The organism is Collimonas fungivorans (assembly GCF_028292705.1).
Classification (GTDB): Bacteria; Pseudomonadota; Gammaproteobacteria; order Burkholderiales; family Burkholderiaceae_D; genus Collimonas; species Collimonas fungivorans_B.
In genome coordinates this window covers 1-15130 of the sequence record NZ_JAQGLV010000230.1, presented here as the reverse complement: position 1 = coordinate 15130, position 15130 = coordinate 1, and the positions used below count along the sequence as shown (strand labels likewise).

The 15130-nt window shown below is 60.5% G+C and carries 16 protein-coding genes; 3 read left to right on the top strand and 13 right to left on the bottom strand.

Going from position 1 to position 15130, the window contains the following annotated elements; translation table 11 throughout:
- The coding region (locus tag JWQ61_RS13225) for an LD-carboxypeptidase (protein ID WP_304360930.1) at window positions 1-748 on the top strand (748 nt) is incomplete at its 5' end.
- Window positions 749-775: 27 nt separating this feature from the next.
- Here the strand turns inward: JWQ61_RS13225 and JWQ61_RS13220 are convergent.
- The 7 genes from JWQ61_RS13220 to JWQ61_RS13190 form a co-directional block, all read right to left on the bottom strand.
- On the bottom strand, window positions 776-2035 hold the full coding sequence (locus JWQ61_RS13220; RefSeq protein WP_304360929.1) for an MFS transporter: 1260 nt from the start codon (window positions 2033-2035) through the stop codon (window positions 776-778).
- Window positions 2032-2343 carry a ferredoxin family protein gene (locus JWQ61_RS13215; RefSeq protein ID WP_304360928.1) on the bottom strand — a complete coding sequence of 104 codons (312 nt, stop codon included), beginning with the start codon at window positions 2341-2343 and terminating at the stop codon, window positions 2032-2034. Before JWQ61_RS13215 ends, JWQ61_RS13220 begins: the two co-directional genes overlap by 4 nt.
- Window positions 2340-2639 (bottom strand): hypothetical protein, encoded by a 300-nt coding sequence (locus JWQ61_RS13210; RefSeq protein ID WP_304360927.1) that lies wholly within the window; start codon window positions 2637-2639, stop codon window positions 2340-2342. Before JWQ61_RS13210 ends, JWQ61_RS13215 begins: the two co-directional genes overlap by 4 nt.
- A gap of 16 nt (window positions 2640-2655) precedes the next feature.
- Complete coding sequence (locus tag JWQ61_RS13205) at window positions 2656-3234, bottom strand: RNA polymerase sigma factor (RefSeq protein WP_304360926.1); 579 nt, start codon at window positions 3232-3234, stop codon at window positions 2656-2658.
- A gap of 54 nt (window positions 3235-3288) precedes the next feature.
- Window positions 3289-4080, bottom strand: coding sequence for a type I methionyl aminopeptidase (map, locus tag JWQ61_RS13200; RefSeq protein ID WP_304360925.1), 792 nt, complete (start codon window positions 4078-4080; stop codon window positions 3289-3291).
- Window positions 4077-4358 carry a ParD-like family protein gene (locus tag JWQ61_RS13195; RefSeq protein WP_304360924.1) on the bottom strand — a complete coding sequence of 94 codons (282 nt, stop codon included), beginning with the start codon at window positions 4356-4358 and terminating at the stop codon, window positions 4077-4079. The genes map and JWQ61_RS13195 overlap by 4 nt, the downstream gene beginning before the upstream one ends.
- A gap of 69 nt (window positions 4359-4427) precedes the next feature.
- Window positions 4428-5591 (bottom strand): MFS transporter, encoded by a 1164-nt coding sequence (locus JWQ61_RS13190; protein ID WP_304360923.1) that lies wholly within the window; start codon window positions 5589-5591, stop codon window positions 4428-4430.
- 254 nt (window positions 5592-5845) lie between these two features.
- Between JWQ61_RS13190 and JWQ61_RS13185 the strand changes: the two genes are divergently transcribed.
- Complete coding sequence (locus tag JWQ61_RS13185) at window positions 5846-6745, top strand: LysR family transcriptional regulator (protein ID WP_304360922.1); 900 nt, start codon at window positions 5846-5848, stop codon at window positions 6743-6745.
- A gap of 144 nt (window positions 6746-6889) precedes the next feature.
- The gene (locus JWQ61_RS13180; protein WP_304360921.1) at window positions 6890-9454 is read left to right on the top strand and encodes a prolyl oligopeptidase family serine peptidase; all 2565 of its coding nucleotides are present in this window, start codon (window positions 6890-6892) and stop codon (window positions 9452-9454) included.
- A gap of 87 nt (window positions 9455-9541) precedes the next feature.
- Here JWQ61_RS13180 and JWQ61_RS13175 read toward each other — a convergent pair whose 3' ends face one another.
- The 6 genes from JWQ61_RS13175 to JWQ61_RS13150 all read right to left on the bottom strand — a co-directional run.
- Complete coding sequence (locus tag JWQ61_RS13175; RefSeq protein ID WP_304360920.1) at window positions 9542-10240, bottom strand: dienelactone hydrolase family protein; 699 nt, start codon at window positions 10238-10240, stop codon at window positions 9542-9544.
- A 238-nt stretch (window positions 10241-10478) separates the two neighbouring features.
- Complete coding sequence (locus JWQ61_RS13170; protein WP_304360931.1) at window positions 10479-11570, bottom strand: porin; 1092 nt, start codon at window positions 11568-11570, stop codon at window positions 10479-10481.
- Window positions 11571-11718: 148 nt separating this feature from the next.
- Complete coding sequence (locus JWQ61_RS13165; RefSeq protein WP_304360919.1) at window positions 11719-12999, bottom strand: TRAP transporter large permease; 1281 nt, start codon at window positions 12997-12999, stop codon at window positions 11719-11721.
- A complete protein-coding gene (locus JWQ61_RS13160) occupies window positions 12990-13550 on the bottom strand; it encodes a TRAP transporter small permease (RefSeq protein ID WP_014004250.1) in 561 nt (186 codons plus the stop codon). The genes JWQ61_RS13165 and JWQ61_RS13160 overlap by 10 nt, the downstream gene beginning before the upstream one ends.
- Before the next feature lie 34 nt (window positions 13551-13584).
- Window positions 13585-14559 carry a TRAP transporter substrate-binding protein gene (locus tag JWQ61_RS13155; RefSeq protein WP_304360918.1) on the bottom strand — a complete coding sequence of 325 codons (975 nt, stop codon included), beginning with the start codon at window positions 14557-14559 and terminating at the stop codon, window positions 13585-13587.
- Window positions 14560-14640: 81 nt separating this feature from the next.
- On the bottom strand, window positions 14641-15130 hold a 490-nt coding region (locus tag JWQ61_RS13150), incomplete at its 5' end, for an SMP-30/gluconolactonase/LRE family protein (protein WP_304360917.1).

Sequence of the window (15130 nt, the reverse complement as noted above, 5' to 3'; positions counted from 1 at the left end):
CGACTTTAATGCGCTGGCTTCAAGCCCTGCCAAATGGTTCTCTGGCTTCTCGGACCTGAGCACCTTGCATCTTCCGCTGACCACTATCGCAGGATGGGCCACAGTGCATGGCCCCAATCTCATGCAGTTAGGGGCATCCGCGGTCGATGAGACAACGGCCGACCTATGGGCCTTGCTCGCCGCTCCCCGTGATACGGATTTTCATCAGCGCTCATCAGGAGAATTCGAGCGCGTTGGCGCAGACTGGAAAATCAATCCGGATGCGAACTTGGTCGCTGGCGACAAAACGCAGTGGAAACGGCTCGACGGCGCCGATGCTCCGCTTCGCATGGAAGGACGGCTCATCGGCGGCTGCCTCGATACGCTGTCACGGCTTGCTGGAACTCGGTACGGGAATGTCCCCGCCTTCATAACTTCGTCCGGCAATGAAGGCACATTGCTCTATCTCGAGAATGCGGAGTTGACTCCTTTCGAGGTAGCCCGAGCTCTGCACTGCCTGCGCATGAATGGCTGGTTTGATGGGTTGCATGGCATTCTTTTGGGACGCAACGCGGCCCCGGATGACAACTCCTCAGATGACTTCACTTACATGAATGCTGTCCACTCCGCACTGGGCGGAATGCATTTCCCCGTGCTTTACGACCTGGATATCGGACATCTTCCGCCCCAGCTTTCGCTTGTCAATGGGGCATTGGCCAAAGTCGAGTTTGCAGTGGGATCAGGCGCGATCGCTCAGCAATTCCACTAAATTCAGCCACCCTAGGCAATTCTCGGCTTACACGACTGTTGTTGCAGGCTGCGGCGTCGGCCCGCTCCCCGGGCTGCGCTGCAGACGCCACAGCAGCATCAGCGCCACCAGCGATGTGCCGACCACCACGTAGCCGACCGTGTCGAAGTGCTGCAGCTTGCCATCCGCCCCGAGCGTGACGATGTGGCCGGCGACGACGGAGGCTATGCCACCCGACAGTTGCTGGATCGACGCGCTGATGGCGTTGAAGGAGCCGCGCTGGGTAGTTGCCGGCACCGATGACACCAGCGCCTGGAACGGAATCATGCGCGAGAAGATCCCGACGAACATGAAGGCGTTGACGACGATAAGCAAAGGCAGGGAGGTCGGTCCGAGGTGGGTATAGATCAGCACCATGAGGATCGACAGCGCCGTGCCGAGTATTAACACGCGGAACTTGCCGAATGCATCGGCGGCCTTGCCGATCATGGGGCCGAAGAAGATGGTGCACAGCCCCGTGACCAGGTAGACCGTGGGCAGGCTGTGCAAGTCGATACCCAGGTTGCTCACCGCATACGCGCTGCTGAAAGGCATCAGCATGAAGCCGCCGGTGGTCAGCAATGCGGTGGTGGCGAAAGCCATCAGGTAGCGCGGCTCGGTGACCGTGTGAAACAGATGCATCCACGGACTATGCTCCTGCGGCACTGCAAGGTGAGCGGTGACCGGCTGCATGCGCCACGTCACGAACAACCCGCCGACCACGCCAAGCGCGGCCATCGCCATAAACGGCACATGCCAGTCCCAGCGGTTGGACAGGTACAGCCCGATCGGGATGCCCAGTACCTGGCTTGCGGCGAATGCGGTCTGGATCAGGCCCATCACGCGGCCGCGCATCTGCACCGGGAACAGGTCAGTCGAGATGGCCAGCACCACCGAACCGATGACGCCGCCGAACAGACCCGTGACGATGCGCGCCAGCAGCAGGCTCTCGAAGCTTTGCGCTAGCCCGCACCACAATGTTCCGATGATGAAGCCGGTATAGAAGAACAGCAGGAGCTTCTTGCGGTCGAAACGGTCGGCGAAACCGGCTGTCAGCAATCCCGACAGGCCGGCGCTGAACGCATAGGCGGAGACCACCAGCCCGAACTGCTTCGGACCGATGGCCAGTGCCGGCATGATCACGGCGCCCAGCGGCGACATCAGCATGAAATCGAGGATGACGGCAAACTGCAGGAATGCCAGCATGCCGACGACAAATTTCTGGTAACGGGAAAACTGCAAAGGCTGCGAGGTGTTTGCTGGCGTCATATGCTGGCTGGGGAACGTTGAAGGGTGATGGCATGTTCGGGACACGCGCTGACGCATAAACCACATGACCGGCACGCATCGGCGTTTGGCGTGTAGGCGACCTTCATGCCGTGCACGCGTAATTTGAATTTCTGTAATGTACCAAGGTTTTGATAATCGCTGTCGTCGATACGCCGGACCTGGAACACGTTTTCCGGACAGACCTCCACACAATCGCCCTTGCCTTCGCAGCGTTTCAGGCTGACAACCGGGATGATGACCCCCGGTTCCTGCTTGCAAACGGCCGCCGCGGTTTCAGCCGCGCTCATTCTTCACTTTTCCGGCAAAACTCCGAGCGGTCTTTGCGGAATTGCTCGCGCTCTTCCGCCGTCATGGCTTGCCATTTTTGCCAGCGCCGGCGGCCATGCCATCCGCCGTGTCCGCGGAATCCGCCGAACAGGATCCGGCTGAGCACCAGCAAGCCGAGCGCATGCCAGTAGTCAATCGGGTGACTGCCGGCGAACAGCCCGGGCATTACCAGGTTCCATAACACCATGACAGCGGCGCCAAGCACAGCGGCGATCGCCAGCATTATCAGCAATTTTCCCAGAAATCTCGTTTTCATCTTTCTGCTCCTTTACTTACATATCAAATTCGTCATAAATCGTCTGCAGGCGGGTACGCAGATACAGCACCGCGTAGCGCTTGCGCGCCAGCAGGGTGTTCACGGCGACACCGCTTTGCGAGGCCATTTCCTTGAAACTGAGTCCTTCGAGTTCGTGTCCGATGAACACATCGCGCTGGTTTGCCGGCAGTTCATCGAGGGCTTGCTGCAGTTCCGCCAGCAATGCCGACCTGGCGTGCGCAGCCTCCGGACCGTCGGGCGCCGGCAGCACAAGATCGAGCCGGTACTCGCCGTCCGGGTCATCCGGATCGTCGCCAGTCTCGTTTACCGACAGTTCTTTCTTCTTGCGGAAACGGTCAATGATGCGATTGCGCGCGACACGGAACAGCCACGCACTCGCTTGTTCGATCGGGGCGGGAAGGCGGCAGGCCTGGACGAATTCCTGGAACACATCCTGCAGGATGTCGTCCGCCTCGTCCTGATCGCGCACCCGGCGCAGGATAAAATTCCCGAGCCTGGCGCGCTCGCGCAAGACAGTCGCAGTGATGTCTCGGTCCTGGTCGTTCATCGGCTGCGGGCTGTTCGGCGGGCTCATACCAATGAAGACGTTTCACAATAAGGAATATTGTGGCGGGGTGAAAAAAAATTCTCAGGCGATCGCGGCATAGGAGCCGGTGCCATCCGGCCAGGGCGTCAGCAGCTCAAAGCCGTCGGCCGTCACCGCTACCATATGCTCCCATTGGGCGGACAAGGAGTGATCCCGGGTGACCACGGTCCAGCCGTCGGCCAGTTCTTTGGTTTCGCGCTTGCCGGCATTGAGCATCGGCTCGATGGTAAACACCATGCCGGGCTCCAGACGCAGCCCTTCGCCCCGGTTACCGTAGTGCAGCACCTGCAGGTCTTCGTGGTAGATCTGGCCGATGCCGTGTCCGCAGTATTCGCGCACGACGCTGAAGCGCTCGCGGTGGGCCACGGTCTGGATGGCATGTCCAACATCTCCCAGCGTGGCGCCGGGCCGTACTTGCAGGATGCCGGCCCGCATCGCTTCGTAGGTCGTTTCCACCAGCCGGCGCGCCAGCGGGCTGGGCTCGCCGACAAAGTACATGCGGCTGGTGTCGCCGAACCAGCCGTCGGCGATGACTGCCACGTCGATGTTGATGATATCGCCCTTCTTCAAGATCTTCTGCGACGACGGGATGCCATGGCAAACCACGTGGTTGACCGAGACGCATATCGTCTTCGGGAAGCCGTGGTAGCCAATGTTTGCCGGTACCGCTTTCTGCACATGGACGATGTGGTCATGGCACAGGCGGTCCAGCTCCTCGGTGCTGACGCCGGGTTTCACATGTTCCGAGATCATCCGCAGCACATCGGCAGCCAGGCCGCCAGCGATGCGCGCCTTGGCGATGTCGGCTGCCGACTTCAGGATCGGCCGACTCATCGCACGGCCTTTCGCGTTGCCTTCGCTGCCTTCGCTACCTTCGATACGGCAGGCGCAGCCGCGCTCTCCTGCGTAAAGAACGCCAGGCTTTCGTCGCCCGCCTGCCTGGCGCGCATCAGCAACTGGCAGATCTCGCCGTGGCACAACTCCGGATGCAGTTCGGACAACATGCCGATACGCATCCAGTGCTCAGCCTGGGCATTGATGGATCGGCTCAGCGCATCGCTTGCGGTGCGCAGGTTGTCATGCATTAGATCGGAGATTTTGACGATGCCCATGGTGACTTTCTTTTATACGGTTTATATACGTTTCGTATATTACCATAGGCATCGCTCTTGTGTTGTCCGTTACTGGTAGGCCTCCGCCAGCTTGCCGTTGCTTTCCAGTTTCATGCTGACCACTGTGACGATCACTGCAAGTATCGCCACACCGGCTGCAGCCAGCGGCAGGTTGCGCAAACCGCCGCCGCTGATGACCAAGCCGCCGAGAAAGGCGCCGCCGGCATTGCCCAGGTTGAAAGCCCCGATGTTCAGGGTCGAGGCCAGGTTCGGCGCAGATTCGGCCTGGGTGACAACCCGGATCTGCAGCGCCGGCACGGTAGCAAACCCTGCGATTCCCCATAGCAGGACAGTGATCGCGGTGGCGAGCTTGGAGTAGACAGTAAAACTGAAAGCGGCTTCGACGATTGCCAGTGCGATCAGGATCGCCACCAGCGACGGCATCAGTTTCCAGTCAGCCAGCTTGCCGCCTATTGTGTTGCCAAGGGTAAGACCGACGCCGAACAAAAACAGGATGACCGTGACGCCGTGCGGGCTGAATCCCGTGATCTCTTGCAGTAGCGGAGTGATATAGGTGAATGCAGTGAAGATGCCGCCGAAGCCGAGAATCGTCATCAGCAAAGCGAGCAACACCTGTGGCTGCTTGAGGACGCTCATTTCCGCCATGAAATCGATGTCCTTGGTGTTTTCGATACGCGGCACCAGGACATAAGTCGCGATTGCGGCGACGACGCCTAAGGAAGACACGGCCCAGAACGTTGCGCGCCAGCCGTAGGCCTGGCCGAGCAGCGTGCCCAGCGGCACTCCCAGGACATTCGCCAGCGTGAGGCCAGTGAACATGAGGGCAATCGCGCTGGCGCGTTTATTTTCGGCGACCAGGCCTGCCGCCACCACCGCACCGATACCGAAGAACGAACCATGGGCGAAAGAGGCGACAACGCGCGACGCCATCAATACCTCATAATTCGGCGCCACCGCCGAGAGCAGGTTGCCCGCGATGAAGATCGCCATCAACAGCAGCAGCGCCTTTTTCTTCGGGATGTGCCTTGTCAGTACCGACAATATCGGCGCCCCCACCGCCACTCCCAGCGCATAGCCGCTGACCAGGAAACCGGCGGACGGGATGGACACGCTCAAGTCGCTCGCCACTTGGGGCAAGATGCCCATGATGACGAATTCGGTGGTGCCGATAGCGAATGCCGCCAGGGCCAGCGCGAGAATAGGAATGGGCATAACGGATCTCCTGCATGAAATGGGGCGGTTAACTGAATGTGATCCAGGAGCCTGGCCAGGTTCGCCTGCCCGGATCCTGCATTTTTGCTGCTGGTTTGCAAAAGCTGCCAGGCCAGTGCTTCGATGGATGTATTATCATCTTTTCCAAATTCGAACTGAAGACAGGAAAATAGAGAATCATGTTTTCCAAAATATTGAAGATGACAGCATCCTGCCAGTAATCTGGGCGGCAATAAGTAAAGGAGACGAGGACCATGGTTGAATTAACCGACATCGTTCTTTTTGTCAGGGCAACCACGGCAGGAAGCCTGTCGGCAGCGGGCCGGGAGCTGGGACTTTCCCCTGCGGTGGCGAGCAAACGGCTGGCGCGCATCGAAGCCGAGCTTGGCGTCCAGCTGATTCATCGCACATCGCGGCAACTCAGCCTGACTGAGGATGGACGGATTTACCTGGAGCATTGCCAGGCAATACTGTCTGAAGTGGAAGATGCCGAGCACGCAATTACAGGAGAGAGGGCCGAACCGCACGGGCTGCTGAAAATCTCGGCGTCGGTTGCCTTTGGCCGGCACTGGGTTGGACCGTGCGCCGCCGAATTCTGCCGGCGCTATCCGAATGTGTCCGTGCAGATGCTGCTTTCAGATTCCATCGTCAACCTGATCGAAGGGCAGTTCGACCTGGCTATCCGGATCGGCGGACTCGACGATTCCAGCATGATTTCGCGCAAGCTGGCAGCCAACCGCCGGGTTGTCTGCGCCGCGCCGTCTTATCTGGAAAAATACGGCGCTCCTCGCCTGCCGCACGACTTGCTGCAGCATCAATGCCTGGTTTTATTGCGTCCGGGGATGAGCAGCCTCGAATGGGCGCTCCGCGTCGACGGCACGGTGCAGACCTTTCGCGTCGGCGCAGCTTTATCCACCGACAACGGCGACCTGGTGCATGACTGGGTGCTGGCAGGGCATGGGCTTTCGCTGCGCTCCATCTGGGACGTCGCCGACGATCTCGCCGCCGGCCGTCTGGTGACCGTGCTGGACGACTACGCGCTGGATTCCGCGGACATTCACGCGGTTTATCCAAGCCGACGCTTTGCGCCCGCAAAAACCAGGCTGTTTATCGAAACGCTCAAAAGCTATTTGCAGGACAAGATGCCTTTGTAGTCCTCTTGTCGCCGGAAGCCGGCGGGATTGTGAAAAAATCCGGAAAAAAATGGCCCTTTTTCCAGTGTCAAATGGCAATATCGGTAGGGTCAGCCACAAGCTGACAAAACCCTTGCTGCAGACGAATCGAAACTGAGGACATTAATGGCAATAAAATCCACCTTGACCTGTCTCTGGGTCTCACTGCTTGCGGCCGGCGCGACATCGGCGCCGCTTGCCGCACCCGCAGCCGCACCATCGCCAGCCGCGGCTTCAGCACCCAATTCCACCTCCGGCTACAACCAGCCGCCCAAAGCAATCCTGGACGTCATGCGTGCGCCATCGCCGCCGGTGCCGGTGATGAGCCCGACGCGGGACCGGATGCTGCTGGTGTCCTGGCAGGACTATCCGTCGATTTCGCGGGTGGGAGCGCCTTTCCTGCGCCTGGCGGGCGTGCGCGTCGAACCCGGGAACCACAGCAAGCACGATACCCCGGGCGGCTACGGCATCACTCCCTGCGCCAGGAGCTTTGACCTGGTGCAGATCGCCAATGGGGCGCAAACCCCGCAAACCCATATAACGCTGCCCGCAGATGCCTGCCCGGGCCGGCCGCTATGGAGCGCCGACGGCAAACGTTTTGCTTTTGAAAATGTCACCAAGGATTCGGTTGACCTCTGGATTGGCGACGCCAGCAGCGGCGCGATACGCCGGGTTCCAGGCGCACGCCTGAATCCGATGCTGGAAGACCAGATGCAATGGATGCCCGACCAGAAAACGCTGCTGGTCAAGCTGGTCCCCCAACGCATGGGCCCGCCGCCTCCTGAGCCGACCATCCCCGATGGCCCGAGCATCCAGGAATCGAACGGCAGCAAAGGACAGAGCAGCACCTACGAAAACCGCGACACGCTGAACAACAAGCACGACGAAGACCTGTTCGATTACTACGCGGCTTCGCAACTGGCGCTGGTTGACGCCGCCGGCGCGACGGTGACCCCGCTCGGCACCCCGGGCCGCTATGAGTCGCTGGGACCGGCGCCGGATGGACGGCATCTGCTGGTTACCTCGATCCGCAAACCCTATTCCTACGTCACGACCTTTGACCGTTTTCCGCAGGAAGTGGAAGTTTGGGATATCGCCAAGCGGCAGAACATAGCGGTGCAGCATATCGCCTCGTTGCCATTGGCGGACCGGGTCCCGATCGGCGGCGTTCCTGTCGGCCCGCGCGACTTTGCCTGGCGCGCTACCGAACCGGCGACGCTGGTCTGGGCTGAAGCGCTGGACGGCGGCGACTGGAAAGTCAAAGTACCTGCGCGCGACAAGCTGATGCTGCAGAAGGCGCCGTTCACCTCGGCGCCGCTGGAGATCACTCGCACCGAACAGCGTTATATGGGCATCTCCTGGACCGAGCAACCTGGCCTGGCGCTGCTGCAGGAATACGATCGCAACCGCCACTGGCGGCGCAGTTTCCTGGTCAATGTTGACGATCCGCAGCAGCCGCAGCGCTTGCTGTGGGACCTGTCGACCGACGAGAAATATGCCAATCCAGGGGTTCCTGTGAAGCGCCAGCTGCCGAACGGCTCCTCGGTGCTGCGCCAGGAAGGGGATGCGATTTTCCTGAGCGGCGTTGGCTCGTCGCCGGACGGCGACCGTCCTTTCCTTGACAAGCTCGACCTGAAGACGCTGAAATCGGAACGCCTGTTCCGCAGCGACAAGACTTCCTACGAGCAGTTCCTGGGCTTCGCCGGAGCGGACACGCATACCTTCCTGACCTGGCGCCAGTCGGTGATCGATCCGCCTAACGCATTTCTGCGCACCCTTGGCGCCCCAATCGATGCCGCTGCCGGGGAAGCGGCCTTTGTCTCGAACAGCGCCGCCATTACTCGCATCCCGGATCCGACGCCAGTGGTGCGGGAGATCAAGAAGCGCCTGGTGAAATACAAACGCGCAGACGGCCTTGATTTGTCGTTTACCTTGTACACCCCGCCCGGCTACCAGGAAGGCACGCGCGTGCCGACTATCCTGTATGCCTACCCGCTCGATTACGCCGACGCCTCGAAGGCCGGCCAGACCACCGGCTCGCAAGAGACCTTCACCCGGCTGCGGCAGTACCGGCTGCTGCTGCTTGCCGGCTACGCCATCATCGATAACGCGGCTTTCCCCATCGTCGGCGATCCGAAAAAAGCCTACGACACCTACATGGAACAACTGGTGGCCGACGCCAAGGCCGCGGTTGACGAGTCGGTGCGGCTGGGCGTGGCCGATCCCGACCGTATCGGCGTCACCGGACACAGCCATGGCGCGCTGATGACAGCCAACCTGCTGGCCCACTCCGACCTGTTCCGGGCCGGCGTCGCCACCAGCGGCTCCTACAACAAGACGCTGACGCCGTTCGGTTTCCAGAGCGAGCAGCGCTCGGTGTGGGAAGCGCAGGATGTCTACCTGAAGGTGTCGCCATTCTTCTTCGCCGACAAGATGAAGACGCCTATCCTCATCGTGCATGGCGCGGACGACGCCAATCCGGGCACCACGCCGCTGCAGGCCAGCAAGCTGTACGAGGCGATCCGCGGCAACGGCGGCACTACGCGCCTGGTGTTGCTGCCGCATGAACCGCACTGGTACGCAGCGATGGAATCGAACGAGCAGCTGGTCTATGAAATGCTGCGCTGGTTCGACAGCTATGTGAAGAACGCGCCGCCGCGGACGCCGGCTGCGGAGCCTGCGCCACGTTAACGATATCGCTCGGATAGAGCGGCAGGATGCAAAAAGCAAAAACGCCAACCGTCATCGGTTGGCGTTTTTTTTGAGCTTAAAAATGTCTTACAGGTTGTCGCTCAGGAAAGTCAGGGAATTGCCATGCGCTTCCGCCGCGGCGCGCTGGTTGTAGCTGGCGCGGTGCGAACAGTTGAAGCCGTGTTCGGCGCCCGGATAGATGTGGACCTCGACCTCATCATTGTCTTCAAAACGCTCGGCGATGCTCTGCACGGCAGCCATCGGAATGTGGCTGTCGGCGCCGCCGAAATGCATCAGCAACGGCACATTGATGTCGCCGGCGCGTTGCAGCTGGTTCTGGATGCCGCCGCCGTAATACGCGATCGCCGCATCGACCAGGCCGTCGGCCGCGGTGTTATAGGCCAGCATGCCGCCGAAGCAATAGCCGATGACGGCCAGCTTGCCGTCCAGTTCAGGCCGGGCCTTCAGCGCCGCAACGGTCAGCGCGATATCCGATTGCGCCTTGGCGGAATCGGTGGCTTGCATCAGCTCGACGGCGCGTTTCCAGCCGGCCTCGTCGTAAACCAGTTCGATATGGCTGCCGCTGCGCCAGAACAGGTCCTGCACCAATACTACGTAGCCGTCGGCGGCGTATTGCTCGGCGACCGAGCGGATGTGTTCGTTGACGCCGAAAATTTCCTGCAGCAGTACGATGCCGGGGCCCTTGCCGGTGTGCGGGATGGCCAGGTATGCGCCGAAGGTGCCGTCATCGGCTTTGACGTCGATCCATTGGGTAGTAACGCTCATGATAGTTCCTGTGAGAAATAGATGTCGGGTGTTGTGGAGAGGTCAAGCCTGCAGCAGCTGAAATTATCTGTATTAGGGAGGAGGTCTGCATCAGGACAAGTCAATGCCAAACAAGATGCTACCAGATGCCGGTGCAACGGGTTTGCACGCTCGAAATACGCGTCACCGCGGTAGAGATGCGGCGGACATGGCCATGTCCGCCGCGATGGAAGAAATACCCGGTCAGCTGTGGGAAATGCTAAAAGCGGTGCAAGATGCCCGCCTGCAAACCCACCAGCGTCCTGCCGTTGATGTCCGCTCCTGCCAGGTTGGCGGAAGGCGCACCGGATCCGCCGAAACGGAAGCCGGCATTGCTGTCGTTCTTCATGTAGTTGGCGAATCCATACAGCATGGTTCTTTTGGACAGGTCGTAAAACGTCCCCAGGTTGCCGCCCTTGGCCCCGCTGTTGCTGCCCGATGTATCCACCATGACCCCATACAACGCACCGACCCGCAGCTGCGGCGTGATTTTATAGTCCGCCGACAGCTGGTAGATATTATAGAAACGCTTCACGTTCGGATCGGTTCCGGCAAACGTATTGCCAGTCGCGCTGACGTTGCTCAGGATAGCCGTCGCATTGTTGCCGTTGGCGTTAGACGTGACATTGTTGGTGCGTACCGCCGCGGCATAGATCGTGCCGGGGCCGTAGTTGTAGTTCAGGTAAACATTATGGTACTGGACTGCGTCGTCATACACCGCTCCGGCGACCGGCTTGGCGACCAGCCCGGCGTAGCCCGCGCGGAACGGCCCGTAGCGGTAATCCAGTCCCAGCTGGTACACGCCGCGCTGGCCGAGGTGCTGGCCGGCGGTTTCCGTCATCGCGTAATGCAGTTCCAGCTGCAGGCCGGCCAGGCGCGGAGACTTGTAGGAGATATCGTTGTCGTAACGCGACGGCACGCCGAAGGTGTTGATGACGGAGCCGAAGGTGGTGCGCGTGGTGTAGTCGATAGCGTCGCCGATGAAAAAAATCGCCGTGTTCTGCCGCCCCACGCGGAAGGTTCCCGCCGGGCTGGCGATGCCGACCCATGCCTGGCGGTCGAACAGGCGCGTGGTGTCGGCCATGGCGCCGTTGTTGGCGCCGAATCCGTTTTCCAGCGTAAACACGGCCTGGTAGCCATCGCCCAGGTCCTCCTGTCCGCGTACGCCGATCCGGCTACGCAGGAACGCGCCGTCGTTGACGCCGGTCACGCTCTTGCCGCTGTCGCTATGGATATAACCGATGTACTGGTCAACGTCGCCGTAGATCGTCACGTTGCTCTGGGATTGCGCCAGTACTTGCGCGCAGGGCATGGCGGAGCCAATCAAGGCCCCGGCCAGGATTAGTTTTTTTTGCACGTTGTCTCCTGATATTTTTTATTGATTAGGTCGTACGACACAACTTCCCTCATCCTGCCGGCATCCGGTCTGGATGCCGGCTGAATTCATCGCCACAAAAACGTCATGCAAACCAGGCAGGTATCCACAGCGAAAACCCCGGCACAAAAGTGACCAGCAACAGAGTGACCAGGAGTGCCAGGTAAAACGGCCAGATGGTGCGCATGATTTCCCCCATGCGGATGCCGCCGATAGTGCAGCCGATGATCTGCGCCGCGCCGATCGGCGGCGCATTCAGTCCCAGCGAGCAGTTGATCAGCAACATCATGCCGAACTGCACCGGCCCCATCCCGAAGTGCTCGCAGATCGGCAGGAAGATCGGCGTGCAGATCAGGATGTGCGCAGCCATGTCGAGAAACGTGCCGAACAGCAGCAAGGCCAGGTTGATCAGCAGGAAAATCACGATCGGGTTGCTGCTCACCGCCATCAGCGCATCGCCCACCGTATCGGCCACGCTGTACAGGCTGATCAGGTAGCCGAACGCCGATGAAATGCTGATCAGCATCAGTATCACGCCGGTAGTCTTGACCGACTTGACCGCTGCCTTCAGGAAATCGGCCCAGCTCAGGCTGCGGTACACCAGGGTGGTGAGGATCAGTGCATAAAACACGGCGATGGCGGCGGACTCGGTCGCGGTAAAGACGCCCGAAGTGATGCCGGCAATGATGATGATCACGACCATCAGCCCCGGCACCGCGCGCAGGATGCTGCGCAGCGCCACCGACCAGCCGAGGAACGTGCCGGCGGGATAGCCGCGGTGGACCGCCACCAGGTAGGCGACAGTAAGGTTGGCCAGGGTCAGGATCAGGGCCGGCAGCAGCCCCGCCAGGATCAGGGTAGTGATCGACACGCCGCCGCCGGCGACCAAAGCGTAGATGATGATGTTATGCGAGGTCGGCATCAGCACCCCCACCAGCGACGAATGGGTGGTGACGTTGACCGCATAGTCGGTATCGTAATTCTCGCGCTTCATCATCGGGATCATGACCGCGCCCATGGCGGAAATGTCCGCCACCGGCGATCCCGAGACGCCACCGAACAAGGTGCACGCCAGCACATTGGTCATGCCGAGCCCGCCGCGGATGTGTCCTACCACGCCGCGCGCGCACTGGATGATGCGGTCGGCGATGCCGCCGTATAGCATCAGCTCGCCGGCGAAGATGAAGAACGGAATCGTGAGGAAGGAAAATACGCTCATGCCGGCCGTCATCCGCTGGAAAATCACGGCGATCGGCAAGCCTTCGTAAAATATGGTGGCGATCGCCGACAGGCCGATGGAAAACGATATCGGTACGCCGATCAGCAACAGCACCAGGAAACTGAGCGACAGTAGAGTTAATGCCATGATGGAACGACCCTTGTACGTTGCAGCAATGCGATGATGTGCTCAATCGAGAACAGGACGATCAGGGTGCCGGACAGCATCAGCGGCCAGTAGGTCAAGCCCTGCGAAACACCGAGGTTGGGGATCATGTAGTCGATGATCTGGCGGCCGAGGATCCAGCCGTTCCAGATCATCAGGACCGCAAACAGGATGACCAGCAGGTGGATGAAAATCTTCAGCGGCACCCTTACCTTCGGCGGCAACGCGCCGGTCAGCAGTTCGACGCCCATGTGGCGGTCGTCGCGCACGCAGACGGCGACGCCTATATTGGTGACATACAGCACCATGAGCAAGGCCAGCGCCTCGGTCCAGGAGGGGCTGTTGTTGAGCACGTAGCGGCCGAAAATCTGGCCGAATACGGCAATCGCAATCAGCACCAGGCCGAGCACCGCCAGACGCATGCACATCAGCGACAGCCAGGCGTTGCATCGGGTAAGAAACGTAAACGGCGGCAACAAGGCGATCGGCAGCTTGTCGTCAATCGCCTCGCCTGCTTTATTGACATGTGTCATGAGCGGTTCCTTGACAGGGAAAGAAGAGGCGACCTTATTTGGTTTCCTGGATGCGCTTGAGCATGTCTTTCATGGCCGGCGTGGTCACGAATTTCGCGTAGACCGGGGCCATGCTGGCCTGGAACTCCGCCTTGTTCGCCGCAGTGATGTGCACCCCGGCTTTTTCGACAATGGCGCGCGAGGAAATTTCTTTCTCGTCCCACAGCTTGCGCATGTAAGGCACCGATGCCTTGGCTGCCTGGCGGATCATTTTCTGGTCGTCGGCCGACAGCTTGTCGTAGATCACTTTCGACATCAGCAGGATTTCCGGCGTCATGTCATGCTCGTCCAGCAGCACGTAGGGCGCGATCTCGAAATGGTGCGCGGTCTGGTAAGTAGGCCAGTTGTTTTCGGCGCCATCGACGATGCCGCTCTTGATCCCGGTGTAGACCTCGGAAGTCGCCATCGGCGTCGCATTGGCGTGCAGCGCCTGCAGCATCGCCACCGACAGCTCGGACTGCGGAACGCGGATCTTCATGCCCTTCAGGTCCGCCAGGTTCTTGATCTGCTTTTTTGTGTAGAAAAAGCGCGCGCCCGAATCGTAGAACGCCAGGCCGACCAGGCCGTGCGATTCGCAGGCGCGCAGGATGTCGTCGCCGATCGGCCCGTCCAGCACGTGCCGCATGTGTTCCTTGTCGCGGAACACGAACGGCAAGGAAGGCAGCATCGTTTCCGGGCAGATGGCGTTGAGCACGCTGGCGTGGGTGCGGGTAAATTCAATCGCTCCCAGCTTCACCTGCTCCACGGTATCCGGCTCGCTGCCCAGCTGGCTGTTGGGATACACCTTGATGCTGTATTTGCCCTTGCTGCCCTGCTTGAGCAGGTCAGACATGTAGTTGACGGCCGCTACCGTCGGGTAATCGGCGGGCTGCACATCGGCGTCGCGGAATTCCCTGGCGAAAGCGGACGGCGCGCACAGCGGCAACGACAGCGCGCCGGCCATGCAGAGCATGGATAGGTATTTCTTCATTTTTCTGTCTCCTGGTTTTTATTTATTTACAAAAAATCGTTGCGTGATTTACAAAACCGCGGCGCCCCGCTGCCCCGCCGCTCAGGTCCGGAATGCCGTCTCGGGCATGCCGGCCACGCCGGGGCGCAATGTCACCGTTGCACCGGCCCATTGATCGTCTGCCGCCAGGCCGGCGCTGATGGATGTCACCAGCAAGGTATCCAGGCCGGCGCCGCCAAACGCGCACATCGCGGGTTTTGTCATCGGCAGGTCGATCTTCCGGTCCAGTTTTCCTTCAGGGGTAAACCGCAGGACACAGCTGCCGTCGTTGCCGCATATCCAGTAACAGCCGTCGATATCGACGGCAGCGCCGTCCGGCCTGCCGGGATGCTGATTCATGTCGACAAAAATCCGCTGGGCGCTGGGAATGCCGTCGTCGATGTCGTAGTCGTAGGTCCAGACCAACTGGCGCGATGCGTGCGAATCGGAGAGATACATGGTGCGGCCGTCAGGCGACCAGGCCAGGCCGTTCGAGACGATCAGCCGGGACACCATCGGCAGCGACAGGCCCTGTGGGGTGTAGCGGTACAGA

Excerpts from the sequence above, each read along its gene's own strand:
- JWQ61_RS13180 (WP_304360921.1), top strand. The coding sequence starts at position 6,890 with ATGGCAATAAAATCCACCTTGACCTGTCTCTGGGTCTCACTGCTTGCG.
- JWQ61_RS13220 (WP_304360929.1), bottom strand. The coding sequence starts at position 2,035 with ATGACGCCAGCAAACACCTCGCAGCCTTTGCAGTTTTCCCGTTACCAG.
- JWQ61_RS13170 (WP_304360931.1), bottom strand. The coding sequence starts at position 11,570 with ATGCCCTGCGCGCAAGTACTGGCGCAATCCCAGAGCAACGTGACGATC.
- JWQ61_RS13160 (WP_014004250.1), bottom strand. The coding sequence starts at position 13,550 with ATGACACATGTCAATAAAGCAGGCGAGGCGATTGACGACAAGCTGCCG.
- JWQ61_RS13205 (WP_304360926.1), bottom strand. The coding sequence starts at position 3,234 with ATGAGCCCGCCGAACAGCCCGCAGCCGATGAACGACCAGGACCGAGAC.
- JWQ61_RS13190 (WP_304360923.1), bottom strand. The coding sequence starts at position 5,591 with ATGCCCATTCCTATTCTCGCGCTGGCCCTGGCGGCATTCGCTATCGGC.
- JWQ61_RS13175 (WP_304360920.1), bottom strand. The coding sequence starts at position 10,240 with ATGAGCGTTACTACCCAATGGATCGACGTCAAAGCCGATGACGGCACC.
- JWQ61_RS13155 (WP_304360918.1), bottom strand. The coding sequence starts at position 14,559 with ATGAAGAAATACCTATCCATGCTCTGCATGGCCGGCGCGCTGTCGTTG.
- JWQ61_RS13195 (WP_304360924.1), bottom strand. The coding sequence starts at position 4,358 with ATGGGCATCGTCAAAATCTCCGATCTAATGCATGACAACCTGCGCACC.
- JWQ61_RS13215 (WP_304360928.1), bottom strand. The coding sequence starts at position 2,343 with ATGAGCGCGGCTGAAACCGCGGCGGCCGTTTGCAAGCAGGAACCGGGG.
- map (WP_304360925.1), bottom strand. The coding sequence starts at position 4,080 with ATGAGTCGGCCGATCCTGAAGTCGGCAGCCGACATCGCCAAGGCGCGC.
- JWQ61_RS13210 (WP_304360927.1), bottom strand. The coding sequence starts at position 2,639 with ATGAAAACGAGATTTCTGGGAAAATTGCTGATAATGCTGGCGATCGCC.
- JWQ61_RS13165 (WP_304360919.1), bottom strand. The coding sequence starts at position 12,999 with ATGGCATTAACTCTACTGTCGCTCAGTTTCCTGGTGCTGTTGCTGATC.
- JWQ61_RS13185 (WP_304360922.1), top strand. The coding sequence starts at position 5,846 with ATGGTTGAATTAACCGACATCGTTCTTTTTGTCAGGGCAACCACGGCA.